This window comes from Amycolatopsis sp. w19 (assembly GCF_051373225.1).
Classification (GTDB): Bacteria; Actinomycetota; Actinomycetes; order Mycobacteriales; family Pseudonocardiaceae; genus Amycolatopsis; species Amycolatopsis japonica.
The window spans coordinates 785002-810529 of sequence record NZ_JBPQFM010000001.1 but is presented as its reverse complement, the minus strand read 5'-3'; the positions used below and the strand labels follow the sequence as shown (position 1 = coordinate 810529).

General features: G+C 68.0%; 28 protein-coding genes. 14 read left to right on the top strand and 14 right to left on the bottom strand.

Translation table 11 applies throughout. The features are described from left to right. The first annotated feature begins 8 nt into the window (after nt 1–8). Both ACSMFO_RS03685 and ACSMFO_RS03680 read left to right on the top strand, forming a co-directional pair. Nucleotides 9–899 carry an EamA family transporter gene (locus tag ACSMFO_RS03685; protein ID WP_436456911.1) on the top strand — a complete coding sequence of 297 codons (891 nt, stop codon included), beginning with the start codon at nt 9–11 and terminating at the stop codon, nt 897–899. After that, on the top strand, nt 896–1516 hold the full coding sequence (locus ACSMFO_RS03680; protein ID WP_436456910.1) for an NAD(P)-dependent oxidoreductase: 621 nt from the start codon (nt 896–898) through the stop codon (nt 1514–1516). Before ACSMFO_RS03685 ends, ACSMFO_RS03680 begins: the two co-directional genes overlap by 4 nt. Here ACSMFO_RS03680 and ACSMFO_RS03675 read toward each other — a convergent pair. Then, complete coding sequence (locus tag ACSMFO_RS03675; RefSeq protein ID WP_436456909.1) at nt 1500–1736, bottom strand: hypothetical protein; 237 nt, start codon at nt 1734–1736, stop codon at nt 1500–1502. The two genes, ACSMFO_RS03680 and ACSMFO_RS03675, sit on opposite strands and share 17 nt — an antisense overlap. Before the next feature lie 59 nt (nt 1737–1795). On the opposite strand from ACSMFO_RS03675, the gene ACSMFO_RS03670 reads away from it, so the two are divergent. Both ACSMFO_RS03670 and rraA read left to right on the top strand, forming a co-directional pair. Then, nucleotides 1796–2401 (top strand): TetR/AcrR family transcriptional regulator, encoded by a 606-nt coding sequence (locus ACSMFO_RS03670; RefSeq protein WP_436456908.1) that lies wholly within the window; start codon nt 1796–1798, stop codon nt 2399–2401. Next, nucleotides 2398–2877: a ribonuclease E activity regulator RraA gene (gene rraA / locus ACSMFO_RS03665; RefSeq protein WP_436456907.1), complete on the top strand. Its 480-nt coding sequence runs from the start codon at nt 2398–2400 to the stop codon at nt 2875–2877. The genes ACSMFO_RS03670 and rraA overlap by 4 nt, the downstream gene beginning before the upstream one ends. A gap of 6 nt (nt 2878–2883) precedes the next feature. On the opposite strand, the gene ACSMFO_RS03660 is transcribed toward rraA, so the two are convergent. Further along, complete coding sequence (locus ACSMFO_RS03660) at nt 2884–3777, bottom strand: NADP-dependent oxidoreductase (protein WP_436456906.1); 894 nt, start codon at nt 3775–3777, stop codon at nt 2884–2886. Nucleotides 3778–3847: 70 nt separating this feature from the next. Here ACSMFO_RS03660 and ACSMFO_RS03655 point away from each other — a divergent pair, with 70 nt between their 5' ends. Both ACSMFO_RS03655 and ACSMFO_RS03650 read left to right on the top strand, forming a co-directional pair. Continuing rightward, nucleotides 3848–4426 carry a TetR/AcrR family transcriptional regulator gene (locus ACSMFO_RS03655; protein WP_436456905.1) on the top strand — a complete coding sequence of 193 codons (579 nt, stop codon included), beginning with the start codon at nt 3848–3850 and terminating at the stop codon, nt 4424–4426. Continuing rightward, nucleotides 4420–5268, top strand: coding sequence for an MBL fold metallo-hydrolase (locus tag ACSMFO_RS03650; RefSeq protein ID WP_436456904.1), 849 nt, complete (start codon nt 4420–4422; stop codon nt 5266–5268). Before ACSMFO_RS03655 ends, ACSMFO_RS03650 begins: the two co-directional genes overlap by 7 nt. Here ACSMFO_RS03650 and ACSMFO_RS03645 read toward each other — a convergent pair. Genes ACSMFO_RS03645 through cmtR form a run of 4 tightly spaced genes read right to left on the bottom strand, consistent with a single transcriptional unit; the run spans nt 5214 to nt 7287 of the window. Next, nucleotides 5214–5645: an LppU/SCO3897 family protein gene (locus tag ACSMFO_RS03645; protein WP_436456903.1), complete on the bottom strand. Its 432-nt coding sequence runs from the start codon at nt 5643–5645 to the stop codon at nt 5214–5216. The two genes, ACSMFO_RS03650 and ACSMFO_RS03645, sit on opposite strands and share 55 nt — an antisense overlap. Before the next feature lie 43 nt (nt 5646–5688). Next, entirely contained in the window at nt 5689–6300 is a 612-nt protein-coding gene (locus ACSMFO_RS03640; RefSeq protein WP_436456902.1) for a class I SAM-dependent methyltransferase, read from the bottom strand. Between the two features lie 10 nt (nt 6301–6310). Then, nucleotides 6311–6964 carry a cation transporter gene (locus ACSMFO_RS03635; protein ID WP_436456901.1) on the bottom strand — a complete coding sequence of 218 codons (654 nt, stop codon included), beginning with the start codon at nt 6962–6964 and terminating at the stop codon, nt 6311–6313. Next, nucleotides 6961–7287: a Cd(II)/Pb(II)-sensing metalloregulatory transcriptional regulator CmtR gene (gene cmtR, locus ACSMFO_RS03630; protein WP_436456900.1), complete on the bottom strand. Its 327-nt coding sequence runs from the start codon at nt 7285–7287 to the stop codon at nt 6961–6963. The genes ACSMFO_RS03635 and cmtR overlap by 4 nt, the downstream gene beginning before the upstream one ends. 454 nt (nt 7288–7741) lie before the next feature. On the opposite strand from cmtR, the gene ACSMFO_RS03625 reads away from it, so the two are divergent. From ACSMFO_RS03625 to ACSMFO_RS03610, 4 genes are read left to right on the top strand one after another with little or no spacing between them, the layout of a single operon-like run. Next, nucleotides 7742–9163, top strand: a complete 1422-nt coding sequence (locus ACSMFO_RS03625) for a family 2B encapsulin nanocompartment shell protein (protein WP_038513282.1) — start codon at nt 7742–7744, stop codon at nt 9161–9163. After that, nucleotides 9160–10548, top strand: coding sequence for a family 2B encapsulin nanocompartment shell protein (locus ACSMFO_RS03620; RefSeq protein WP_038513284.1), 1389 nt, complete (start codon nt 9160–9162; stop codon nt 10546–10548). The genes ACSMFO_RS03625 and ACSMFO_RS03620 overlap by 4 nt, the downstream gene beginning before the upstream one ends. 53 nt (nt 10549–10601) lie before the next feature. Continuing rightward, nucleotides 10602–11465 (top strand): geranyl diphosphate 2-C-methyltransferase, encoded by an 864-nt coding sequence (locus ACSMFO_RS03615; protein ID WP_073843264.1) that lies wholly within the window; start codon nt 10602–10604, stop codon nt 11463–11465. 17 nt (nt 11466–11482) lie between these two features. Next, nucleotides 11483–12613: a family 2 encapsulin nanocompartment cargo protein terpene cyclase gene (locus tag ACSMFO_RS03610; RefSeq protein WP_360095447.1), complete on the top strand. Its 1131-nt coding sequence runs from the start codon at nt 11483–11485 to the stop codon at nt 12611–12613. 64 nt (nt 12614–12677) lie between these two features. Here ACSMFO_RS03610 and ligA read toward each other — a convergent pair whose 3' ends face one another. The 3 genes from ligA to ACSMFO_RS03595 form a co-directional block, all read right to left on the bottom strand. Next, entirely contained in the window at nt 12678–14669 is a 1992-nt protein-coding gene (gene ligA / locus ACSMFO_RS03605) for an NAD-dependent DNA ligase LigA (protein WP_436456899.1), read from the bottom strand. A 54-nt stretch (nt 14670–14723) separates the two neighbouring features. Further along, nucleotides 14724–15821, bottom strand: a complete 1098-nt coding sequence (locus ACSMFO_RS03600; protein ID WP_073843258.1) for a calcium:proton antiporter — start codon at nt 15819–15821, stop codon at nt 14724–14726. Nucleotides 15822–15886: 65 nt separating this feature from the next. Then, nucleotides 15887–16423: a TetR/AcrR family transcriptional regulator gene (locus ACSMFO_RS03595; RefSeq protein WP_436456898.1), complete on the bottom strand. Its 537-nt coding sequence runs from the start codon at nt 16421–16423 to the stop codon at nt 15887–15889. A 77-nt stretch (nt 16424–16500) separates the two neighbouring features. Between ACSMFO_RS03595 and ACSMFO_RS03590 the strand changes: the two genes are divergently transcribed. Beyond that, nucleotides 16501–17961 (top strand): aldehyde dehydrogenase, encoded by a 1461-nt coding sequence (locus ACSMFO_RS03590; RefSeq protein ID WP_436456897.1) that lies wholly within the window; start codon nt 16501–16503, stop codon nt 17959–17961. On the opposite strand, the gene ACSMFO_RS03585 is transcribed toward ACSMFO_RS03590, so the two are convergent. Continuing rightward, entirely contained in the window at nt 17933–18184 is a 252-nt protein-coding gene (locus tag ACSMFO_RS03585; protein ID WP_038513300.1) for a hypothetical protein, read from the bottom strand. The genes ACSMFO_RS03590 and ACSMFO_RS03585 overlap by 29 nt on opposite strands. A gap of 337 nt (nt 18185–18521) precedes the next feature. On the opposite strand from ACSMFO_RS03585, the gene ACSMFO_RS03580 reads away from it, so the two are divergent. Then, complete coding sequence (locus ACSMFO_RS03580) at nt 18522–18953, top strand: hypothetical protein (protein WP_436456896.1); 432 nt, start codon at nt 18522–18524, stop codon at nt 18951–18953. Nucleotides 18954–19010: 57 nt separating this feature from the next. Here ACSMFO_RS03580 and ACSMFO_RS03575 read toward each other — a convergent pair whose 3' ends face one another. Both ACSMFO_RS03575 and ACSMFO_RS03570 read right to left on the bottom strand, forming a co-directional pair. After that, on the bottom strand, nt 19011–20465 hold the full coding sequence (locus ACSMFO_RS03575; protein WP_436456895.1) for a trypsin-like serine protease: 1455 nt from the start codon (nt 20463–20465) through the stop codon (nt 19011–19013). Nucleotides 20466–20588: 123 nt separating this feature from the next. Beyond that, nucleotides 20589–20990: a hypothetical protein gene (locus tag ACSMFO_RS03570; RefSeq protein WP_233629657.1), complete on the bottom strand. Its 402-nt coding sequence runs from the start codon at nt 20988–20990 to the stop codon at nt 20589–20591. 663 nt (nt 20991–21653) lie between these two features. Here ACSMFO_RS03570 and ACSMFO_RS03565 point away from each other — a divergent pair. Continuing rightward, nucleotides 21654–22337, top strand: a complete 684-nt coding sequence (locus ACSMFO_RS03565; RefSeq protein WP_436456894.1) for a class I SAM-dependent methyltransferase — start codon at nt 21654–21656, stop codon at nt 22335–22337. On the opposite strand, the gene ACSMFO_RS03560 is transcribed toward ACSMFO_RS03565, so the two are convergent. Further along, the gene (locus tag ACSMFO_RS03560) at nt 22334–22810 is read right to left on the bottom strand and encodes a nuclear transport factor 2 family protein (protein ID WP_436456893.1); all 477 of its coding nucleotides are present in this window, start codon (nt 22808–22810) and stop codon (nt 22334–22336) included. The two genes, ACSMFO_RS03565 and ACSMFO_RS03560, sit on opposite strands and share 4 nt — an antisense overlap. A gap of 73 nt (nt 22811–22883) precedes the next feature. On the opposite strand from ACSMFO_RS03560, the gene ACSMFO_RS03555 reads away from it, so the two are divergent. After that, nucleotides 22884–23447 carry a TetR/AcrR family transcriptional regulator gene (locus ACSMFO_RS03555; protein WP_436456892.1) on the top strand — a complete coding sequence of 188 codons (564 nt, stop codon included), beginning with the start codon at nt 22884–22886 and terminating at the stop codon, nt 23445–23447. On the opposite strand, the gene ACSMFO_RS03550 is transcribed toward ACSMFO_RS03555, so the two are convergent. Beyond that, nucleotides 23448–25457 (bottom strand): acyltransferase family protein, encoded by a 2010-nt coding sequence (locus ACSMFO_RS03550; protein WP_436456891.1) that lies wholly within the window; start codon nt 25455–25457, stop codon nt 23448–23450. Nucleotides 25458–25528 lie beyond the last annotated feature (71 nt).

Here is a 25528-nt window from a genome sequence, read left to right as displayed (position 1 = left end):
TGAGAAGCGTGAAAACGCTGACGACCACACCGCTCGCCGCCGGTCTCACCGGCACGGCGCTGACCGCCTTCGCCCCCATGGTCTGGGGGTCGACCTACGTGGTCACGACCGAACTCCTCCCGCCGGGGCACCCGCTGTTCGCCGGGCTCATGCGCGCCCTGCCCGCCGGGCTCATCGCGCTGGCCATCACCCGCACCCTCCCGCGTGGCACCTGGTGGCTGAAGGCCGCCGCGCTCGGGGTCCTCAACATCGGGATGTTCTTCCCCCTGCTGTTCGTCGCCGCCGAACGGCTGCCCGGCGGAGTCGCCGCCACACTCGGCGCCGCCCAGCCGCTGCTCGTCGCGATCCTCGCGGTGGCCGTACTGCGGCAGAGCCCGTCCGCGTGGCGGTTCGCCTGGGGGATCGTCGGGATCGTGGGTGTCGGGCTGGTGGTGCTCGGGCCGGCCGCGGGCTTCGACGTCCTCGGTGTGATCGCCGGACTCGGCGGCGCCGCGACGATGGCGCTCGGCGTCACGCTCACCAAACGCTGGGGACGCCCCGCGGACGTCGGGCCGACGGCCTTCGCCTCGTGGCAGCTCACCGCGGGCGGATTGTTCCTGGTGCCGGTGACCTTCCTGTTCGAAGGAGCACCGCCCGCCATCGACCTGAACGCGGCTCTCGGCTACCTCTGGCTCGGCCTGATCGGCGGATTGCTCGCCTACGTCCTGTGGTTCCGCGGGATCACGTCGCTGCCGGTCACCTCGGTCGCCGTTCTCGGCCTGCTCTCGCCGATGGTCGCCGCGCTGCTCGGAGCCGCGCTCCTCGGTCAGTCGCTCGGCCCGATCCAGCTCGCCGGGTTCACGCTCGCCCTGGCCTCGATCGTCGCGGGTCAGATCACCCCGAAGGGTGCCGTCCGATGAAGATCGCCGTCGTCGGAGCGTCGGGGATGGCGGGTTCCCGCGTCGTCGCCGAAGCCGCTTCCCGTGGACACCACGTCACCGCCGTTTTCCGCGGTATGCCGCCGAAATCGCCCCATCCGGGTGTCGAGGTCGTGCGTGGTGACGCCACCGACGTCGATCGGATGAGCGCAGTCTTCGCGGGAGTCGACGCCGTCGTGGGCGCGACGAGACCCCAGCCCGGCGCGGAAGACACCGTCGCCGCCACGGTCACGGCGCTGCTCGATGCGGCGGCCGGTACCCGTGTCCTGGTCGTCGGCGGTGCGGGGCCGTTGCGCTCGCCGTCGGGCGGGCTCGTGATCGACGATCCGGCGTTCGTCCCGGTGGCGTGGCGGACCATCGCCTCGGCCAGCACGACGCAGCTCCAAGCCTGCGAAGCGCACACAGGCGACTGGGTCTACCTCAGCCCACCCGCGCTTCTCGAGCCCGGCGTCCGGACCGGGGCCTACCGGCGAGGGACGACGACGATCCTCGCCGCGGCGGACGGATCGTCCCGGATCTCGGCGGAGGATCTCGCCGTCGCCATCGTCGACGAACTCGAGAATCCGGGACAGGACCGGCATTTCACCGTCGGATATTGAACTCGGGCGGATCACCGGGGGAAGGCGTCTCCGGACTCCGCTCGGCCTCGATCTGGATCTCGATGTTCGTCTTGTGCGCGATCGGATCCCAGATCTCCTCGATCGGCGCGAGCAAGGACTGGCTGACACCGCAACGCCGGGCACGCGCGGCGTACCACGCGAATCCGGCCAGGAAGAGGGGAAGGCTCAGAAACGCCGCCACCGGTGCCAGGAAGTCCATGCGAACGACGGTACAGTAACGTCGCGTTTCCAGAAACACTCTGTTCTGAATGCGAGACGATGACCAGGCTGACGCGGGCCGAGCAGCAGCGCCGCACCCATGAAAACCTGCTGGCCGCCGGACGCCAGGTCTTCCTTCGGCGCGGTTTCCTCGCGGCGACGGTCGAGGAGATCGCCGCCGACGCCGGATACACCCGCGGCGCCGTCTACAAGCACTTCGGCGGCAAGGAAGGGCTGTGGCTGGCGATCATCGAAGCCGACGCGGACGGTCATCTGCGGGGACTTCGCGAAGCGCTGGCTCGGGCCACTTCGCGCGACGACGTGATCGCGGCGCTGAATCCCGTCGACGTCGCGGACAAGGACGCGGCGAAGTGGAGCGCGGCGGCCGCGGAGGTGCTCGCCGCGACGGCGCAGCAACCGGAAACCGCCGCGCTGGTCGCGGCTATCCAGCGGCGCCACGACGACGAAGTGGTCGCCCTGCTCGCCGAACACACCCGTCGCCTGCGTCTCGAACCCGCCCTGCCGCTGGATCACGCCGTGGTCATGCTCGGCGCCCTGGGCATCGGCCTCGCGCTGCGTCAGACGGTCGCCCCCGCCGCGGATCCCGCCGCCATCCTCACCCACGTGCTGGACACGCTTTTCCCGCCCTACACTCGGGAGCCGTGATCGATTCCTTCACCACCGCCGACCTCGTCGACGAACACGGCGACGGGCTGCGCGTCTGCGACACCCAGTTCCGGCAGTTCGGCGGGCACCGGACCTTCTCCGGCCCGATCCGCACCGTCTCCTGTCACGAGGACAACGGCCTGGTCAAGAAACTCCTGGCCACCCCGGGTGACGGCGCCGTCCTGGTGGTCGACGGCGGCGGTTCCCTGCACAGCGCGCTCACCGGCGACATGATCGCGAAGTCCGCCGTCGACAACGGCTGGGCCGGCATCGTCGTCAACGGCGCGGTACGCGACAGCGCCGAGCTCGCCGGGCTCCCGCTCGGGGTGAAGGCGCTCGGCACCAACCCGCGCAAGAGCTCCAAGGCGGGCGTCGGCGCTGTCGACGTCCCGGTCGGCTTCGGGGGAGTGACCTTCACTCCCGGCGACACGCTCTACTCCGACGACGACGGCGTCGTGATCCTTCCCGCCGGCTGACCCCGCTCAGACGACGATGACCCGGCGGCCGCGGGTGTGCCCGGCATGGCTGTCGGCGTGTGCCGCCGCGGCATCGGCGAGCGAATAGGACTTCTCGACGGGGATGTGCAGCTTTCCCCGTGAGATGAGGTCGACGGCCTCGGCCAGCGCGTCCGGCACGCTCCCGGCCACGCCGGAGAAACGGACGCCGAATTCGGGCGCGCCGAGATCGGCGATCGAGAGAACCTTCCCTGGATCCCCGGTCAGTTCGACCAGCTCCGCGATCACACCTGCCCCGGCCAGGTCGAGTGCGGCGTCGACCCGGCCGAGCCGCCGCACGCGGTCCACCCAGCCTTCGCCATAGGTCGTGGCGAGCGCGCCCAGATCCCGCAGATAGTCCTGGTTCGCGGCGCCCGCCGTGCCGATCACGGTGATGCCGCGTTCACGCGCGATCTGCAGTACCGCCGAGCCGACCCCGCCGGACGCGCCGCTGACCAGCAGTGTCTCGCCGGGTCGCACATCGGCTTCGCGGATGAGCCGTAGTGCGGTCTCGACGACGGACGGATATCCGGCCGCCTCCTCGAAGGTGAGCCCGTCGGGCATTACCGCCCAGGCCGACAGCACGGCGAACTCGGCATAGGTGCTCGCACCCTCGCCGAACACGGAGTCGCCGACCGCGGCCCCGTCCACGCCTTCGCCCACCTCGTCCACCACGCCGGCTGCGTCGAGGCCTACGCCGGACGGCAGCCCGGTCGGATGTGCGCCGAGGACCTGGCCTTCGCGGATTCTCCAGTCGACGGGGTTCACTCCGGCCGCTCGCACGGCGATGCGTACCTGGCCCGGTCCCACGTGCGGCTCTTCGGCGTCGACGAGTTGCAGGACTTCCGGTCCACCGAACTCGGTGAAGATCACTTGCTTCATGCGACCGACCGTAGCACTAACGGTTAGTGTTTTGAAACGGTTTTTGTTTCGCATCTGGTAGCTTCACCGCATGACAGCGCCGACCGGACGTCGCGAGCGGAAGAAGGCCGCGACCCGTCAGAAGATCGCCGAGACCGCCTTGCGGCTTTTCCTGGAGCGCGGATACGACGCGGTCGGCATCCGCGAGGTGGCCGCGGAGGCCGACGTCGCCGTCACGACCCTCTTCTCCCATTTCGCCTCGAAAGAGGCTTTGGTGTTCGAGCAGGACGCGAACTTCGAGCAAGGCCTCACTCGGGCGGTCACCGGACGGCCGGATGGTGACCCGCTCATCCCCGCACTGTGCCGTGAGGTTCACGCGATGGTGCGGCATTGCACCGCGGAGGGCGCCGCCCCGATCTGGCGCATGATCGACGGATCGCCCGCGCTGCGGGAGTACGAGGACGCGATGAGGCTGCGCCACGCGGAGTCGCTGGCGGCGGCGATCGCGGCCGATCCGGAGTCGGCGCGGTCCGCGACCGCCTGCCGGACCATCGCGAGGTTCGTGCTCGACGCTTACTCGATCGGCAGGGAGGCGGCCGATCCGGAGGCCGCGGTGGACGAGATCTTCCGGATGATCGAAGCGGCCTGGGAGGTCACCGCAGCATGTTGACCCAGGTCGCGAACCGTGTGCTGGTCCACCAGAGCGCGCTGCTCCGCAACAACACGGTCATCGTCGATGGCGAGGAAGGCGTGCTGCTCGTCGACCCCGGGATCACCGAAGACGAAATGGCCTGCCTCGCGAACGACCTGGCCCAGTCCGGCCGGAGCGTGGTGGCGGGTTTCGCGACCCATCCCGATTGGGATCACGCGCTCTGGCACGCCGCGTTCGGCGACGTGCCCCGCTATGGCACGGACCGCTGCGCCGCCTACCTGCGCGATCTTCGGTCGAAAGAGGACTGGAAGGCCGACTTCGCCGAAGGGCTGCCACCGGAAATCGCCGGCGAGGTGCCGGTGGAACTGTTCGGCCTCGTCACCGCTCTGCCCGCCGGAAGCACGCGGATTCCCTGGGACGGCCCGGAACTGCGGATCATCGAGCATCCGGCCCACGCTCCCGGACATGCCGCGCTGGTGATCGAGGAGCACGGGGTTCTCGTCGCCGGCGACATGCTTTCCGACGTCCTGGTCCCGATGTTCGACGACACCGCCGATCCTCTCGGGGACTACCTGACCGGGCTCCGGCTGCTCGAAGAGGTGGCCGACGACGTCGAGGTCGTCGTGCCCGGCCACGGGGCTGTCGGCGGCCCCGGCCAGACGCGCGTACGGATCGACCTGGACCGGACGTATGTCCACGCCGTGCGAAACGGCCGTACTCCCGACGACCCGCGGATCGGCTCGTCGGCCGAACCCGGATGGGAGTGGGTGAGCGATCTGCACGCCGGGCAAGTGCGGCGCCTCACTCAGCCCTTGGGCATGACGCAGAGTTCGCGCGACTGCCCCGAAGTGAAGTCGTAGACGACGGGGTTGCCGTACTCGTAGCCAGGCACGGCGTTGCAATCCGAGCCGGACCCGCTCGAAAGCTGTGCGATCACAGTGTAGTTCGCGGAACCGTCCGAACAGTGCACCCGCACGGCGCTGGAGCTGAACGCGCCATTGGAGCCGGCGTCTTCGTCGGCCGACAGGCAATCCCCGGCCTGTGCGGAAAACGGGTCGGGGTCGACCTCGGGGGCGCTGCCGCCGGTGACGAGCGCGACGGTCACCGCGATCGCTCCGCCGGTGACGACGAGCGCCGCGGCGGCGATGCCGACGATCAGCCCGGTGTTCGGCGTCTTCTTCGGCGGCGCGACGGGGTATTGCTGCCAGATGGGCGACTGCTGCTGAGGGTAGGTCACGTCCTCAGCATCGTCCGTGTCGATGAAATTCGGATGACACGGCTCACTTGCGGGCGACGAGCCGTTCCACCAGCCCGAGTTTGAACCGCTCCCGCTGTTCGACGGCCAGGCCGAGATCGCCGATCTTGTCGAACGGCCGCCGGAGGAAATGCTCGCCCGCCATCGGCACGGTGATCTTCTCGGCGATCCATTGCAGACCGCGGACCGCGCGGGACGAACTCACGATGTGGTCGAGCAGAATGAGCCTGCCGCCGGGCCGGAGTACCCGGGCCATCTCCCGCAACGCCTTGCCGTCGTCGGGGATGGCGCAGAGCCCGAGAGTGCAGACCACGGTGTCGAACGAATCTGCGTCGAAGGGCAGGTCGTGCGCGTCGGCGCGCCGTAGCGTCACCGGATGGCCGAGGCGTTCGGCGCGGCCTCGGGCGATGGCGAGCATGCCGTCGCTGAGGTCGATGCCGGTGAGCGTGACCCCGCCGGGATAGAGCGGCAGGTTCAGGCCGGTCCCGACGGCGACTTCGAGGACCTCGCCGGTGGCCTGTCCGCAGGCCCACGCCCGCGAATCACCGAAGAGCTTCCGGTCCATGAACTGCATTTCCCGGTCGTAGTTGCGGGATTTGCCGTCCCAGTACCGGTTCCACCGTGCGGGCGGGGTCATGACGCTCCTTTCAGCAGCAGTGTTCGCCGCGCCAGGCCTCGCGGCCTTCCTTGATCGCGACGGCGGCGATGACGAGCGCGACCAGGGGATCGGCCCAGTACCAGCCGAAGAGACCGTTGAGCAGCAACCCGACGAGCAGCACACCGGAAAGGTAGGTGCAGAGCAAGGTCTGCTTCGAGTCGGCGACGGCGCTCGCGGAACCGAGTTCGCGCCCGGCCCGGCGCTGGGCGTAGGACAGGAAAGGCATCACGAGCAGGGATACCGCCGCCAGCACGATGCCGACGGGGGAGTGTTCGGCGGGGTCGGCGCCGAACAGGGTGCGTACCGACTCGACGGTGACATAGGCGGCCAGCGCGAAGAAGGACACCGCGATGACCTTGAGCGCGGTGCGTTCGCGGGCTTCCGGGTCCTTGCCGGAGAACTGCCAGGCGACGGCCGCGGCCGAGGCGACTTCGATGACCGAGTCCAGGCCGAAGCCGATCAGAGCGGTCGACGACGCGATGGTGCCCGCCGAGATGGCGACGACCGCCTCGACGACGTTGTAGGTGATCGTCGCGGCGACCAGGAGTCGGACGCGCCGGGACAACTGTGCGCGGCGGTCCGGGGCCACTGTGGACGTCGTGGCGCAGCAACCGTCCACGCAGGACCCGCTCTCCACACTCATCGGAGAACCTCGTCCACACAGGCCTCGGCGGTGTCGACGGCCAGCACGACCTGGGCGAGTTCGCGCAGCGCGCGGGCCAGATGCGCGTCGGCCAGGGAGTAACGGACCTGCCTGCCTTCGTAGGTCGCCACCACCAGCCCGCAACCCCGCAGGCAGGCGAGGTGGTTCGACACGTTCGAGCGGCTCAGGCCGAGTTGATCGGCCAGCCGGCCGGGGTAGCTCACTCCGTCGAGGAGGGCGACCAGGATCCGGCACCGATTCGGGTCGGCGAGGGCACGACCGAGCCGGGCGAGCGCGGCACCCTGGGTCTCAACTGTCAGCACACGCGGGACAGTACAGCCATCGCTGATATGTCAGCAAGGGCTGAACCATGACCCGACGGAGTGTCCGGACGCGACCCTCTGTTTCGTCGCTGTCTGTCAAGCCAGCGGCGAACGGGGACGCGGAGGCGACCCGAAAGAGTCCGGTGTGGCCACTCAAACGGCCGTGCCGCGGGCACGGCGGGGAGTTTCGGCGCGGCCCCGCGTGACACCTCAGAACAATTACTGGCCCGATTGCGTGGCGGCCATAAAGCGCCGAGTGACGTGAACAAAAGCTTTCCTGCACAATGGGAAAATCGGCATTCGGGTGGCCTTGTCGTATTACCTGAAAGTGCGCTTGTGCGGGAAAAACCCCTTGCTATGTTGATCCTGCGGGGCCGCACTTCGGGGCATGACCGGCACGCCGCGATTTGTGGATCTTGTTTGTTCACACGACTATCGAAGGGTGGACCTTGCTGTGACCGTGACCGAATCGGGCACTTCCGCCGAAGGTGTCCAGGGGTCGGAAAACCCGCAGCTGAGTTTGGGTCGCGCCGCCGCGCGAAACCTGGCGACGACGACCAAATCCGTTCCGCAGATGCAGGGAATTTCTTCCCGGTGGCTGCTGAAGTCCCTCGAATGGGTTCAGGTGAACGGCGGTGCCTACCGGGTCAACCGGCGGCTCAATTACGCGGTCGGCGACGGGCGGGTGACCTTCTCGAAGGCGGGCACCGAGGTCAGCGTGATCCCGGCGGAACTCGGTGAACTGAAACCGCTCAAGGGATACGACGACGAAGAGGTCCTCGCCGAACTCGCGCGCCGCTTCGAACAGCAGGAAGTGGCGGCCGGCGACGTACTCGTCGAATTCGGGCACCGCGCCGATCGGGTCTTCCTCATCGCGCACGGCAAGATCAGCAAGACCGGCCCCGGTCACTACGGTGACGAGACCGCGCTCGGCGTCGTCAAGGACGGCGACTACTTCGGCGCGCAGGCCCTCGTGGACGACGACGGCATCTGGGAGTTCACCGCCAAGGCGTCCACCGCCTGCACCGTGCTCACCCTGACCCGCCAGGACTTCGAGCGCGTCCTCGAACAGTCCGAATCGCTGCAGGCGCAGATCGAGCAGGCGTCGCAGGACTCCGGACGCTCCAACGACTTCGGCGAGGCCGAGATCGACATCTCGTCCGGACACGACGGTGAGCCGCTGCTGCCGGGCACGTTCGTCGACTACGAGACCTCGCCGCGCGAATACGAACTGAGCGTCGCCCAGACCGTGCTCCGGGTCCACAGCCGGGTGTCCGATCTCTACAACCAGCCGATGGACCAGACCGAACAGCAGTTACGCCTGACCATCGAAGCGCTGCGTGAGCGGCAAGAGCACGAAATGATCAACAACACCGACTTCGGCCTGCTCCACAACGCCGACTTCACCCAGCGGATCGCGACGCGCACCGGCCCGCCGACGCCGGACGACTTCGACGACCTGCTCGCCCTGGTGTGGAAGGACCCCGGCTTCTTCCTCGCGCATCCGCGCACGATCGCCGCGTTCAGCCGTGAGTGCAGCAAACGCGGCATCTACCCGACCGGCACCGACCTCGGCGGGCACAAAGTGCCGTCGTGGCGTGGCGTCCCGATCCTGCCGTGCAACAAGATCCCGGTGAGCCAGACGAGCACCAGTTCCGTGCTGCTGATCCGCACCGGGGAGAAGAACCAGGGCGTCGTCGGCCTGCGTCAGATCGGCCTGCCGGACGAATACGAGCCCGGGCTGAACGTCCGGTTCATGGGCATCTCGGAGCAGGCGATCATCTCCTACCTCGTCAGCACCTACTACTCCGCCGCCGTGCTGGTACCGGACGCGCTGGCCGTCCTCGAAGCCGCCGAACTCGGCCGCGAAGGATGACCGCCGCGACGCCGGAGGCCGACCGGCGGCTCAGTCTCGGCCCAGCCGCCGCGCGGAATCTGGCGACGACCACCAAGACGCGGCCGCAGATGCAGAGCATCACGCCGCGCTGGCTGCTGAAGATGCTGCCCTGGGTCGAGGCGACCGGTGGCACCTTCCGGGTCAACCGGCGGCTGACCTACGCGATCGGCGACGGACGGGTGAGCTTCACCAACGTCGGCACGGAGGTCAGGGTCGTCCCGCAGGAACTCGCGGAATTGGCTCTGCTGCGGGGTTTCGACGACGAGGACACGCTCACCGCACTCGCCGACCGGTTCGTGCAGCACGAGTACCAGCCCGGCGAGACGATCGTCAGCCACGGCGCTCCGCTCGACGAGGTCGTGCTGGTCGCGCACGGCAAGATCGCCAAGGTCGTGCCGGGTGAATACGGTGCCGAAGCCTCCGTCGGCAGCATGGCCGACGGCGACCATTTCGGCGACGAAATGCTCGCCGGTATCGACCGGAACTGGCCGTTCACCGCCAAGGCCGTCACCCCGGTGATCGTGCTGACCCTGCGCGCCGAAGACTTCGCCGACCTCAACGGCCGGTCGGAGGCGATGCGCCGACATGTGCAGGACATGCTCTCGCACAAGGGAAAGCCGCAGAACGCCAAGGGCGAGGCCGAGATCGGGATGTCGTCCGGCCACGACGGTGAGCCGCTGTTGCCGGGCACATTCGTCGACTACGAGATCTCGCCGCGCGAGTACGACCTGGCCGTCGCGCAGACGGCGCTCCGGGTGCACACGCGGGTGACCGATCTCTACAACGGGCCGATGGACCAGTTCGAAGAGCAACTCCGGCTGACCATTTCGGCGCTGCGTGAGCGGCAGGAGCACGACCTGATCAACAACCGTGAGTTCGGGTTGCTGCACAACGCCGATCTCAAGTCGCGGTTCCAGACCCGGTCCGGTCCGCCGACACCCGACGACATGGACGAACTCGTCAGCCGCCGCCGCAAGACGAAGTTCTTCCTCGCCCACCCGCGCGCGATCGCCGCGTTCGGCAGGGAATGCACGCGCCGCAGCCTGTATCCGGAGGGCACCACCGTCGACGGCAAGGTGGTCGCCGCGTGGCGCGGGGTGCCGCTCCTGCCCTGCGACAAGATCCCGATCACCGAGAACGGCACGTCCTCGATCCTCGCCATGCGGACCGGCGTGGAGGACAACGGCGTGATCGGGCTGCACCAGACCGGCTTGCCCGACGAATACGAGCCGGGACTGAACGTGCGCTTCGACGGCATCTCCGATCAGGCGGTCGCCAGCTACCTGGTCAGCACCTACTACTCCGCCGCCGTGCTCGTGCCCGACGCACTCGGTGTGCTGGAGAACGTCGAGGTCGCGCGGTGACCCCTCGCCCCGCGACGACAACGAACAACAACGCTCCAGAAAGGACCACCCACGTGACCATCGCCCGTACTCCCGCTCCCGCCAAGGTTCTGCGCACCGAGTACCAGAAGTCGGTGGCGTCGTACTGGAACAAGGAGAAGGACCCGGTCAACCTGCGTCTGGGCGATGTGGACGGGCTCTATCACCACCACTACGGGGTCGGCGAGGTCGACTGGTCGGTGCTGGAAGGCCCTGAAGAGACCCGCGACGAGCGGATCATCGCCGAAATGCACCGCCTGGAGACGGCGCAGGCCGACGTTCTGCTCGATCACCTCGGCGACGTCAAACCGGACGACCACCTCCTCGACGCCGGCTGCGGCCGCGGCGGGTCCAGCATCATGGCCAACGCGAGGTTCGGCTGCCACGTCGACGGGATCTCGATCTCGGAGAAGCAGGTCGAGTTCGCCAATCACCAGGCGGATATCCGCGGCGTCGCCGACCGGGTGCGCTACCACTTCCGCAACATGCTCGACACCGGCTTCGAAAGCGGCTCGCGCAAGGCGATCTGGAACAATGAAAGCACCATGTACGTGGACCTCCACGAGCTGTTCGCCGAGCACGCGCGACAGCTGGAGTTCGGCGGCCGCTACGTCACCATCACCGGGTGCTACAACGACGTGACGGGCGGCCGGTCGAAGGCCGTCGCGCAGATCGACCAGCACTACACGTGCAACATCCATCCGCGCAGCGAGTACTTCAAGGCCATGACGGCCAACGACCTGGTGCCGATCTCGGTGGTGGATCTGACGCCGGACACGATCCCGTACTGGGAGCTGCGGGCGAAGTCTTCGGTGGCGACCGGGATCGAAGGACCGTTCCTCGACGCCTACCGCGAAGGCAGCTTCCACTATCTGCTCATCGCCGCGGACCGCGTCTGAACCTGGAGAGCGAAGCGATGACCGAACAGGGTGCGCTCGCCACACTGCTGGCCGGTCCGAGCGGGCTGGGCACGTCCGCCGCCCGGCTGGCGGCCCGGCTGACCGCGGTTCCTCAGGAGGCTCCGTCACCTGAGGAACCCGGTCTCGACCCGGCTTACGCGTACCGGCCGTGGGGTGACGGGTCGGCGCCGCCGCTGTACTGCCCCGTCACCGAACGGATCAACGACCCGCTCGCCGTGGAGGTCGACCGGCGGCTGGTGCTGTGGGCGGGGGAGTGCGGGTTCGACGAGGAGGAGTGCGAGCAGATCGGGAAGGCGGGCTTCGGCAGGCTCGTCATGCTCGCTCATCCGGACTGCGAGGATCCCGAGCGGCTGTTGATCTCGGCGAAGCTCAACGCCGCCTGGTGGGCGGCCGACGACCTCTACGCCGACGACACGTCGCTCGGCGCGGTCCCGGCCGAGCTGCCGCCGAAGCTCGCGCTGGCGATGGCCGCCATGGACCCGGTGCCGTCGCTGGGCGAATTCAGCCGAGACCTCGACGAAACGCTGCGAAACGACCGGGTCCTGGTGGCACTGGGCTCGGCGACGGATTTCCTGCGGCGATCCGGGACGGCCGCGCAGGTCCAGCGTGTCTGCTACTCGACCTTCGCGATGTTCGTGAGCTGGACGGCCTACGCGGCGTGGCGCCACAGCGGGAAATACCCGCCCGCGTGGGAGTATCTCGCCGCCAGGCAGCACGACAGCTTCTACACCTCGATGACGTTGATCGATGTCCTCGGCGGTTACGAACTGACGTCGAACCTCTACTACGACCCTCGGGTCCGCGAGGCGGCGATCCAAGCGGGCACGGCGGCAGTGCTCGTCAACGACGTGCACTCCGTCACCAAGGATCTGGAGGACGAATCGCCGCCCTGCAACGCGGTCCTGCTGATCGCCGACGACCGGAAATGCACGATCGAAGAGGCCACGGCGATCACCGTCGAACTGCACAACGACGTCGTCCGTGACTTCCAGGCCGCCCACGAGCAGCTGAGCGCGGTTCCTTCCGTTGAACTGCAACGGTTCCTGCGCGGATTGCGGGGCTGGATGGGCGGCGGTTTCGAATGGCACTCGACGAGCCCGCGCTACCGGACGAAGCCCAGCGTTTAGTCCTCTGGATGCGGTAGTTCGCGATACGAACGTCCGCATTCAGAGGACTAAACGCGGGAGGAGGTCAGACGACGCCGGCCTCGATCAGCCGGCCCCAGATCACGCCCTGGTCCACGACCTCGACTTCGAGCTTTTCGGCCTTGGTGAGCTTGCTCGCGCCGACGTCCGCGCCGGTGATGAGCAGGTCCGTGTTCGCCGAGACCGACGACGCGATGGTCGCGCCCGCCTTTTCGCACAGCCGCTGGAAGGTCGGGCGCGGCACCTTCTCGCCGGAGCGCGGGTCGCTGATCGATCCGGTGACCACGACCGTCTTGCCTTCCAGCGGAGCGCCTGCCGCGACGACCGGCGGGAGGTCTTCTTCACGTACGTCCAGCGAGACTCCGACTTCGCGCAGCCGCTCGAGCTCGGGACGGAGGCGGGTGAGGTGCTCGATCAGGGACGCGGCGACCTTCGGACCGATGTCCTCGACGGCGACGAGCCCCTCTTCGCCCGCGTCCACGACGGCTTCCAGCGAACCGAACCCGGCCCGGCACAGCCGCGCGGCGGTGCCTTCGGAGGCCATCGGGATCGCGAGACCGATCAGCGCGCGGCGCAGGCCGACGGCCCGGCTCGCGTCGATCGACTCGATCATGCGGGTGGCGGAGATGTCGCCGATGCGATCGAACTCCAGCAGCTTTTCCTTGGTGAGCCGGTAGAAGTCCGACGGGTGTTCGAGAATCCCGGCCTCGGCGAGCCGCTCGATCCAGACGCCGCCGATCGCGTCGATATCCGCGGCCGCGCGCGACGCCCAGTGGATCAGCCGCCGGACGGTCTGGGCGGGGCAGGCGACGTTGGTGCAGAACAGTTCCCGGCTGTTGCCCTGTTCGGTCAGCGGCTCTTCGCACGACGGGCACACCGACGGCGGCACGATCTCCCGCTCCTCGCCGGTGCGCTTGGCGGCGTCGAGGACACCGGCCACGAACGGGATCACGTCGCCGGCGCGCCGCACGAGCACGGTGTCGCCGATCTTGATCCCGCGGGCCTTGATGACCTCCTGGTTGGCCAACGTCGCCCGCGTGACGGTGGTCCCGCCGACGAACACCGGCTCCAGCCACGCGACGGGCGCGATCTTGCCGGTCTTGCCGACGTCCCAGACGACATCGGCGAGCACAGTGGTCTTCTCCTCGGCGGCGAACTTGAAGGCCAGCGCCCCGCGCGGTGAACTGGACCGCGTTCCGGCTGCGGCGTACGCGTCGCGATCCGCCAGGCGCAGCACCGCACCGTCGAGGTCGTAGTCGAGATCGTTGCGCTGCTGCTCGATGGTCGTGATGACGGCCTGCGCCGACTCGGCGTCTTCGCAGTGCCGCATGTCGGCGGCGGCGAACCCGAGCGTCCGCAGCGCGCCGTCGAGATCGGTTTCCGCGCTGTCGGGCTCCGTGGAGAGGTCGAACGCGAAGAACTGCAGACGCCGCTCGGCGACGGTGGCCGGATCCTTCGCGCGCAGGGTGCCCGCGGCGGCGTTGCGCGGGTTGATCAGCGGCTTGTCCGGGTGGACCTTGTTGTAGGCGGCGAAAGTGGAACGCAGCATGACGGCCTCGCCGCGGACCTCGACCCGGCCGGGCGCGTCGACCTTGTCCGGGACGCCGTCGGTCAGCGCCCGGACCAGCATGGTCACGTCGTCGCCCGTGGTCCCGTCGCCGCGGGTGACCGCCCTGGCGAGGCGGCCGTTCTCGTAGACGAGGGCGAGCGACAGACCGTCGAGCTTCGGCATGACGACCACCGGCTGCCCGGGGAACCGGGCGAAGAACGCCTCGACCTGCTCCGGTTTGGTCGCCTTCTCCAGCGACAACATCGGCCGCGAGTGGCGGATGGGCGCGTGCAGGACGGCGGGCGCGCCGACCTGGTCGAGCGGGTTCGGCTCCGGGGCGAGCTCGGGATTCGCCTCGATGAGCCCGCGCAATTCGTCTTCGATCGCGTCGTAGTCGGCGTCGGCCACCTTCGGCGAGCCCCGGTAGTAGGCGTCGCGAAGGACGACGATCTGATCGGCGAGTTCTTGGATGCGGTCCCGAGCGTTCACGGGGCTGAGATTACCCGGGACCCCCGACAGAACCCGGTCCGAAGAGGACTCGTGTCACGGGTTGATGGCGAGCACCAGGAACGAGGCCAGCAGGACCAGGTGCACGCCGCCCTGCAGCCGGGTCGCGCGGCCGGGGACGACGGTGAGCACGCTGACCGCGATCGTCAGCGCCAGCAGCACGATGTGGGTCGCGCCGAGGCCCAGCAGGAGGGGCCCGTCCAGCCAGATCGACGCCAGCGCGATGGTCGGGATGGTGAGCCCGATGCTCGCGATCGCCGAACCGTAGGCGAGGTTGATGCTGGTCTGCATCCGATCGCGCCGCGCGGCCCTGGTCGCGGCCAGCGTTTCCGGCAGCAGCACCAGCATGGCGATCACGACGCCGACGAACGACTGCGGGAAGCCCGCCGCGCTGACCCCCGCTTCGATGGCGGGGGATTCGACCTTCGCCAGGCCGACGACGGCGACCAGCGCGACGAGCAGCAGGCCGAGGCTGGTGAGCGCGGCCTTGTTGGTCGGCGGCTCGGCGTGTTCCTCTTCCTTGACCGAACCCTCACTGTCGACCGGCAGGAAGAAGTCGCGGTGGCGCACGGTCTGTGTGAGCACGAAGAGGCCGTAGAGCAGCAGCGAGGCGACGGCGGCGAAGGTGAGCTGCGTGCCGTTGAACGCCGGCCCCGGGGTGCTGGTGGTGAAGGTCGGCAGCACGAGACTGACGGTGGCCAGGGTCGCCACGGTGGCGAGCGCGCCGCCGCTGCCTTCGGGGTTGAAGTGCGTCTCGCCGTACCGACGCGCGCCGACCATGAGCGAAATGCCGGCGATGCCGTTCATGGTGATCATCACCGCGGCGAACACCGTGTCGCGGGCCAGCGTCCCGGCCTCGGGGCCGCCGGAGGACATCATCGTCACGATCAGCGCGACTTCGATGACCGTGACCGCGATCGCCAGCACCAGCGAGCCGAAAGGCTCCCCGACGCGATGCGCCACCACCTCGGCGTGGTGCACCGCGGCCAGCACCGTCCCGCCGAGCGCGAGCGCGACGATGATCACCGGCACCGCGCCCAGGTCGCGGCCCCAGCTCAACGCCAGCACGACTATGGCGAGGACCGGCATGACGGTCGTCCAGGACAGGGGGAATCGCCTTGGGGAAGCGGCCATGCCGCCACCTTCGCACACTCTGCGTGACGTCGCCGCTCCATGGGGGTCGTGGGGTGACGAAGTTCTTAGCGGGCACCGACCCCGCTCAGGAAGGTCTCGACGAGCAGATCGGCGGCGCGCGGGGCGTCCACGTCCTCCCGCGAAGCGAGGTGGAGGAGCTGGATCAGCAGCCGCCCGGCCCAGCCGTCCGGGACGTCCGCGCGGAGAAATCCTTCGTCGGTGGCCCGCTGGAGAAACGTGTCCACCTCGGCGGAGAGCCGGTTCCGGCGGTCCTGGATGGAGGGTTCGGCGCGCATCCGGGTCAGTTCGACCGGCCAGGCGCGGTTGACTTCGATGATGCCTTCGACGTACCGGTGCAAGGCCACGGGGACCGCCGTCTCGGTGAGCCGGGCGGCGCGGACGACCTGCTCGACCGCGGTCAGCCGCGAGTCGTAGATGGCGGACAGGAGCTCCTCGCGGGAGGCGAAGCGCCGATAGACGGTGCGCCTGTCGACACCGGCTTCGGCGGCGATCGCGCCGATGCTGGCCGAGGGGTCGTGAGCGAGCATGCGCGCGCCGGTGGTCAGGACGGCTTCGAGATTGCGCGTAGCGTCGGCTCTCATTTCGGGAATGTATCACGCTGCTGTGCCGTTATTCGTCGTAAGTGCTACTTGACTGTGACAGTTAGAGAGGTGCAACGGTGATCACGAACGACAGGCTCTTCATCGGAGGCGAGTGGACGGCGCCGAGCGATCCGACGCGGCTGGACATCGTGTCCCCGCATGACCAGTCGGTTCTCGGACGCGTCGTCCAAGCTCTTCCGGCCGACGTCGATCGCGCCGTCGCCGCGGCCCGGCTCGCCTTCGACGAAGGTCCGTGGCCACGGACCCCGCCGGAGGAGCGGATCGCGGTGCTTCGGCGGCTGAACGCGCTGAGGGAGGCCCGAGCGGACGAGATCGCCGAGCTCATCTCGGCCGAGAACGGTTCCGCTCTCTGGTTCACGAGGGCCGGACAGCCCGGAGTGGGACGTCTCGCCGTCTCGTACCTGAAGGCGGCGGAGGAATTCGGGTGGGAGGAGACGCTCACGCCCTCGGACCCGTCCGCGCCGTTCCGTTCGATCGTGCGGCGGGAGCCGATCGGGGTGGTCGCCGCGATCATCCCGTGGAACTCGCCCTTCTCGGCGTCGATAGCCAAAATCGTCCCGGCGCTGCTCGCGGGGAACACCGTCGTCCTCAAGGTCTCGCCGGAGAACTCGCTCAGCATGAGCCTGCTCGCGGACCTGCTCAAGGAGGCCGGGCTGCCCTCCGGAGTGATCAGCGTGCTGCCCGCGGATCGGGAGCCCAGCGAGTATCTGGTGAAGCACCCCGGCGTCGACAAGATCGCGTTCACCGGTTCGACCGCCGCCGGCCGCCGGATCGCGTCGCTGGCGGGGGAGCGGCTGAAGCGGGTCAGCCTGGAGCTGGGCGGGAAGTCCGCGGCGGTGATCCTGCCCGACGCGGTCATGGCGGACGTGATCGCCGGGCTGAAGTTCGGATCATTGCTCAACAACGGCGAAGCCTGCATCGCGCAGACACGGATCCTCGCGCCGCGCGACCGGTACGACGAGGTCGTCGCCGGGCTCGAGGAGATGATGGAATCGCTCGTGGTCGGCGACCCGGCCGACGAGAAGACCTTCATCGGCCCGATGGTGCGGCCGGACCAGCAGCGGCGGGTGCGCGACTACATCGAGATCGGAATCGCCGAGGGCGCGCGCCTGGTCACCGGAGGCTCCGGAATCCCGCCAGGTCTGGACAAGGGCAACTACGTCACGCCGACGTTGTTCGCCGACGTGGAGAGCACGATGCGCATCGCCCAGGAGGAGATCTTCGGGCCCGTGCTCGTCGTCATCCCCTATACCGACGAGGACGACGCGGTCCGCATCGCCAACGACTCCGAGTACGGGCTCTCCGGCGGTGTCTGGTCGGCCGACGAGGACCGCGCGCTCGCCGTCGCACGACGGATGCGCACCGGGACGGTCACCGTCAACGGGGCGCCGATCGGCTTCGACGGTCCCTTCGGCGGCTACAAGGCCAGCGGCATCGGCCGTGAATACGGCGCGGCCGGCCTCGCTCAGTACGTCGAGCTCAAGACCGTCACGAAAGGCGAGCGTCCGGGATCTTGACCGTGATCCGCTCGTCCGCGGCCAGGATCCGCTGCAGCCGGAACCGGCAGAGCGTATGGAACATCTCGCCCAGCTCTTCGGGGTCGATGCGGCCTTCGAGGTCGCGCTTGCTCGCGTTGAGCACCCGGCTGATCACGTTCGCGGGTAACCGGCCGCCGAATTCGCCCATCAGCCAGACACCGATTTCGCCGATCTCGTCCGTGATCGTGCGCTGCGCGGTCATCAGCCGTACCCCTCTGCTTCGGAGTGTCGCCGGTTCGCCCCGGCGACACTCCGACGGGCGACCGGATCACCCATGACGGGGATCCCGCGAGATTGCTCTGCTCGGCCTAATCGCCGACGCCGGTTGCATCGAACCGTGCAGTGGGCGGAGCGATCTCCGGGGAAACCCCGATGTGATCGACATCCGGGTGTGCCAGCCTCGATGGTGACCATTGTGGACAGTCCGAGAGGAGGGCACACGCGTAGTGGCCCCGGCAAGTGATGAACAAACCGCGCGGTGGATCGCGGAACTGACGGCCCTCACCGAGCTTTACCGGTCCGCCGGATCGGCGGGTCAGGTGTCATACGAGGGGTGGCACACCGGAGCCCGGATCGGGACCGGCACCGGCGACGGGCGGATGCTGGCTTACCAGGACTCGGGTGTCGAGGCGGAATGCGTCTTCCGGGCGGGAGAAAGCACGCTGTTCAACATCATGAGCACCGGATACGGGAGTGACACCACGGAGCGTGGGTTCGCGGTGTGGAGCGCGCGGCCGGGCGCGCTGGGAGCGATCGACCCCGGGGTGACCCGGCTGGACGTGACCGACGCGGACGGCGTCGTCGTCCAGGCCGAGATCGTGGCACACACCTTCGCCGTGGACGTGGACCTGGGGCCGGAGCCCCGGACGATCGACGAGGTGTTCGCACCCTGGGAGCCGCCGGAGTTGACGGTCCGGGTGTACGGCGATGATGACGCGTTGCGCTACGAAGGTCCCTTGCTGACCAGGTGACGCGAAGGCCCCCTTCACCGCGTCCGCGACGAAGGGGGCCTCCAGTTAATGGCGAGATCAGCCGTTCGGAGTCGTGATCACCGCGAAGGTGGATCCCTGACTGGCGATCCGCTCGCTGAGATCGGTCGTGATCGTCTCGATCGGCGCGTAGTTGTTCAGCTCACCGGCCTGGCAGGGGCCCGAGCGGGACTGCTGGTTGCCGACCAGGATGCCCAACGCCGCGTGGTCGGCCTGGCTGAACAGCGGTCCGCCGCTGTCGCCCGGACGAGCACACAGGTCGGTGTTGATGCCGACGTCCGTGGACAGGACCCGGCCGCAGCGGGTCCCGACGAGGTAGCCGGCGCCCGCTCCGCTGTCGACGGAATCGGGGTAGTTCACCTTGCTCGACGCCGTGCCGGAAGCGCAGACGACATATCCGGCCTTGATCTCGGCGAGCTTGCGCGCGCCGGTGATGTACTCGTCCACCGATGTGGCCTGCGCACCGCACGGGGTGTCACCGTTGCTGTCCATGCCTCCGTTGCGGCAGTACTTCAGCACGCGGTTGCGGCCGGTCTGGCCTTCGAGCCACTTCGTCGACGCCGCGTCGTTGACGTACGGCAGGGCCGCGTAGTCGTACGGATACGAGCTCTTCTCGATGCCGTGCTGCTGCAGGACGTCATTGCCGTTGTGCTGGGTCGGCGTGTTGTTGGTCTTCGTCCGCATGCAGTGCCCGGCGGTGAGCACCCATCCCTTGCCGGGGAAACCGCCACCGGTGGACCGCAGGTTGAACCCGCTGGTGCAGCCGCCCCAGGTGCCGTCGTCCCGCGTCATGTCCAGCCGGAGACCGCCCCGCATCGGACCGTAGTTCGTGCAGTAGAGCGGATGACAGAAACCGAGATCCACGTTCGGCGTGGCCAGCGCGTTCGGATTCTTCAGCACCCGGGAGACGACCATGCCGGATTCCTCCGCCGTGGCCCGTTGCGCGGTGCTCGTCTCGGTGGCCACGGCCGCCTTCGCCCGGGCCACCCAGTCGCGTTCCCAAAGCACCACACGGTTTTCCGACTCGCTCACCGACGGCAGGTAGACCGCGTCCGGTCCCGCGCCGACCTTGGCCGCGACGCGTTCCTTCGCCGCGTTGAGCTGCTGCAACGAGTGCTGGACCTGTTGCGTGCGAACAGCGGAACGCTTCGGCATCGCCCTCAGATACGGCTCGGCCGCCGCGGGTTTGGTCATCGCGACGACCAGCTGCCCCCGGTCCTGGTCGAGCCACATGCCGCCGTACTCGGTGCCGCGGTCGCGTCGCAGCAGTTCGTCCAGCTTGCCGCCGTCGGTCTGCAATTCCAGGCGGCGCAACGCCTCCTGTTCGCTCACTCGGTAGTTCTCGACGAGATAGCGCACCGACTCCCGCACCGAAGCGGGGTCGAGCGAGGTGTGGAACGACTGCACGGTTTCGGCCGACGCCGAGCCGCCCAGTGCCGTGGCCGCAGCCAGCACCGAAACGACCAGGGCCCCCAGTCTTCTAGCTCTCCGCACGAGATCTCCTCACATGTCGGGACTTCGCGATCATTTAACCGGAGGGCACCGAACGAGCGTGGAGATTTTCCGACATTGCCGCGCCCCGTGCCCGCGACGAGGCGGGCACGGGGCGGAATTCGTTTACAGACTCGGCTCTCGCCGCGGTTTACCTTGCCGGGACTTGACAATCCAGGCGCCGAAAAGAGTCAGGAGACCGATGCTGGTCCCCGCTGACACCCCGACTTTCGGAGTGCTGATCTCGACGACGCCGACGACGATGGCGCCGCCGACCGTCAGCAGCAGGCACATCCGCAACGTCGGAGCCCAGCCGGCGAGGACAGCCATCGCCAGGCAGAGCCAGCTGTCGCGGCTCTGCACTTTGCGATGGCGTCCCGGCGTCCTCAGCAGCGGCCGCGCCGCGCGGATCATCTCCGCGGACGTCGCGACTCGCCGAGCCGGCTTTTCGACGTGCTCGATGACGACCTTGACCCGTTGGGGCGGTCCGTTGTCTGGTGTCTTCGCGTTATCAGGCTGTATGGTCACGACCGTCCTGTCCTTGTTCTAGCGAGCTTGCGAATGGACATCCGCGTGGCCTCCTGTGACAGCAGGGGGCCACGCGTGCGTTACCGGTTCTTGACCGGTGCGGCTGAGGACATCTTGGCGAAAGCGGACTGTGACCGTTCAGTAGTACAGCGTGTGTCGCGCTGAACGGTATGCACGCGTCGCTCAACGGTCTGGGTGACCCGGAAAACTACTAAAAGTAGCGGGAGGGGCCGAATGGAGCAGCGCCGTCGACAGGTCGGCAACTTGCGTATCCCGGCGTCGGCGTGAAAGTGCAGCTGCGGTTCTCTTCGCAGGTGACGACCAAGATCTTCCCCTGCGTGCGCGCCATTTTCGCAAGATGCGAAATGCTGATCGCAACTGTCGAGTACGGTCGAACTTCGGTCAAGGTCGCCGAGATTCGAGCAATCATGCTCACGTTGGGTTCACTCGTTCAGGCGCTTGGTCGCTCGTAGTCGACCCGCTCGGCTTACCAACAGCGAGTGACTGGTCTGATTGGCTGAAGGTCCGTGAAGGCCTCCTTCCCCAAGTACATGAAGGCCCCCTTCCTTGCGTCTAGCGCAAGGAAGGGGGCCTTCATGTACTTGAGCTGGGAGAGAGCGTGACAGTGGCTTGGTGGGGCGCGAGGTCATCTACGATGCGGAAGTGGACGAACGACCGATCACCACGGCGCAGCGCAACTTTCGGAGGGTCGCCGGCGAGCTGGAAAGCATGGGGACCCAGGATCGTTTCACCTACATCTTCCGCTCCCGGCTGTGGACTTCCTCGTCGGTCTCCGGGCCCGGCTCCGAGTCCGTCCAGACGCGGGAGCTGAGCGATCAGTTGCCTCTGCTCCTCGATCGCTTCGGGGTTCGGACGCTGCTCGATCTTCCGTGTGGCGACTACGGCTGGCTCAGCCAGGTGGATCTCGACCTCGACCGCTACATCGGTGCGGACATCGTGCCCGATCTCATCGAGCTGAACGCGAAGCGGTTCCGGGGCGATCCGGTCCACGAGTTCCAGGTGCTCGATTTGACCGCCGACCCGCTGCCGAAGGCCGATCTCGTGCTTTGCCGGGATTGCTTGGTGCATCTCAGTTTCGCCGACATCGAGCGGGCGTTGCGCAACCTCCGGCGGAGCGGTTCCCGGTACCTGCTGACCACGACGTTCACCGAACTCGGCACCAACAACGACATCGTGACCGGTGACTGGCGGCCGCTGAACCTGTGCCGGGAACCGTTCGGGTTCCCCGAGCCGCTGGCCGTACTGGTCGAGGGGTGCACCGAAGAGGGTGGCGCCTACGCCGACAAGTCCTTGGGGCTGTGGGAGATCTCGGCGATCGTGGACTAGCGGAGCGGGAACTCGTCGCCGTGTTCCTCCTGGGGGCGTGGGCCGAAGATGCGTCGCTCGGACTCGGGGATCGCGACGTCGTTGATGCTCGCCTCGCGACGGCTCATGAGGCCGCGCTCGTCGAACTCCCAGAGTTCGTTGCCGTAGCTGCGCCACACCTGTCCGGCCCGGTCGTGCCATTCGTACTGGAACCGGACGGCGATCCGGTTCTCGGTGAACGTCCACAGGTTCTTGCGCAGCGCGTAATCCAGCTCTCGCTCCCACTTCGCCGTCAGGAACGCGGCGATCTCCTCCCGGCCCTGGACGAAGGTGTCACGGTTCCGCCAAACGGAGTCCGGCGTGTACGCCGACGCCACCTTCCGCGGATCGCGGGTGTTCCAGGCGTCCTCCGCCGCTTGGACTTTCCGCAGCGCCGTCTCCCGGGTGAACGGCGGGTAGGGCGGGCGATCTTCCGTCACGTCGAACCTCCTCATGTTGAGAACGTGCGTTCTCTACGTCTGACGCCTACGATAGGGAACGACCGTTCTCGACGTCAAGGGAGTACCGATGCCGGCCGCCGTCACCGACGAGCAGAACCGCGTGGACCGCGAAGCCCTGCTCGACGCCGCCGAGAAACTCTTCTACGAGAACGGCATCCAGGCGGTCGGCATGGATCAGGTCCGTGCGGCGTCCGGCCTCTCACTCAAGCGGATCTACCGCTTCTTCGAAGCCAAGGAAGACCTCGTGGTGGCGATGCTCAAACGCCGTGACCAGCGCTGGCGGGGCAGCCTGGCCGCTCGAGTGGAGGAAGTCCAGGATCCCAAGGAGCGTGTGCTCGCGATCTTCGATTGGCTCGCCGGCTGGTTCGCCGAACCCGGCTTCCGCGGCTGCGCCTGGATCAACGCCCACGGCGAGTTCGGCCCGTCGTCCGCGGCCGTGCTGGCCGAGGTGCGGGCCCACAAACAGGAGTTCCACGCGCAGATCGAGGCCTGGGTGCGGGCCACCGGACGGCCGGTCACGGAACCGGTGTACCTGCTCGCCGAAGGGGCGATCGTGACGGCGGGGATCAGCGGCGACCCGGCGCCGGCCCGTCAGGCGCGCGAGACCGTCAAGGCGCTGCTCGGTCTGTGATCACCAGCTGAGCGCGCTGATCATTCCTCGTTCCAGCACCGGGGAGAGGGTGGTCATGAAACTGGCGGTGACGTGGTTGTCGTCCATGTACACCAGCACGTTCCCCACGACCGGACGGCAGAGTCCCCGCCCGCAGAAATAGTCGCTGAAGTCGAGGAAGGAGACGTTCTCGGGTACGTCCTTCAGTTTCGCGTACGGCGGCTCGGCGAGCAGCTTGTTCCGCGGCACGGTGCATTCGGGTGCTTTGATTCCGTGAGTGTCGATGCAGGTGGGCGGGGAGAAACCGGGGCGGGGACTGTCGCGGATCGCCACCACCGGGATCCCCGCGCGATCGAGGACCTTCCACTGGTCGACGAAACCCTGCGGCGTCTTCTCAGTGGGGCCGACCCGGACGTCCCGAGTGGACAGTGCCACGACGGCGTCCGGTCGCATCGCCAGGATTTCCTTCTGTGCCGCGGAATTCCACGCGAGACAACCCGGGTCGCCCGGCATCACGTCCGACGTCGTGGAGAACGGGCACGCCCCCTTGAGCATGAACGTGACCTGGTAGCCGTTCTTCTCCGCCATCGGTTTGATCGCGGCCAGGTATTGCTGCATATGGGAGTCACCGACGGCGACGATCGTCTTAGCCGGGGCACCCTCCGGCCGAGAGGTGCAGACTTCGAGGATCTGGTCGAACCGGGACGGTGTGCACTGCGCGTCGGGGATACCGCCCCAGTCGTTCGGGACGGCGATCAGCGGCGGTAGCGCTTCCTTGCCGGGGACGGTCTTCTTCGGCGCTTCCGGGTCACGGGCCATCGCGCCGGGATGGTTTTCGTCGTCGAGCGCGATGGTGAAGTCGGCCTTCTTGGTGCTCACCACCTGCCAGGTTCCGGCGACCAGGAGCACCGGGAGCAGCGCGAGCACGGCGAATCGGTACGCACCCCACGGCGTCCGCTCGCCGATCGAGGATTTCCGCACCGGTTCTTCGACGAACCGGTAGGTGGCGGCCGCCAAGACCAGGGACACGCTGATCACCACCGCCCCACCGAGCGGTCCGACGGCTTCGCGATGCCTAGCGACCAGGTAGAACAGCAACACCGGCCAGTGCCACAGGTACAGCGCGTAGCTGAGATTGCCCAGGTACACCAGTGGCCGGGACGACAGGAACCGATCCGCGCCCGTGCGGCTGCCGGTCGCGCCGGCGACGATCACGAGCGCGGCGGAGACTGTCGGCCACAAGGCTGCCCAGCCGGGGAAGACCTCGCCCACGTCCAGGATCATCCCGCAGGTCACCAGCGCGGCCACGCCGATCCAGCCCAGCACGATACGGACGAGCCGAGGCAGGACGAAGCGGGAGATGGCCAGCGCGAGCAGCCCGCCGAGGGCGAACTCCCAGACCCGGGTGAGGGAGTGGAAGTACGCCAGCGGCTGGTTCGTCGCGGTGAGCCGGATGGAGAACGCCAGCGACACGGCGAAAAGCACACCGAGGGTGATCGCGACCGAGCCGGTCAGGGAACGGCGCAGCCGAGTGGCGGCGAAGGCCACGAGCCCGATCAGCAGCGGCCACACGAGATAGAACTGCCCCTGAATGGACAGCGACCAGTAGTGCTGGACGACACTCGCCGTGTTGTGCTGGGCGAAGTAATCGACCGAATCCGCCGCCAGCCGCCAGTTCTCGACGTAGAGCGCGGCGGCGAAGACCTCCTTGATGGTCTGGAACCAGCGATCCTGCGGCAGCAGCCACATTCCCAGGAAGAGCACCGCCAGCAGAACGGTCATCGCGGCGGGGAACAACCGCTTGATCATCCGGCCCCACAGCGGCCGGAACGCGATCCGCCCGCGGTCGGCGGCCCGAACCAGCTGGCCGGTGATCAGGAACCCGGAGATCAGGAAGAAGACGTCGACGCCGCCGGAGATCCGGCCCAGCCACACGTGGTAGACCACGACCAGTAGCGCCGCGAGGGCGCGCAGTCCCTGCAACTCTGGCCGATAGCGGCGGCGCGTTTCCGCTGCTTCGGCGGCTGGCATACGCGATTCCTCACTGACGGTCGGACGTCCTGGCAGCCTAGGTGGTGACCCAGGGTGATTTCGTTCCCACC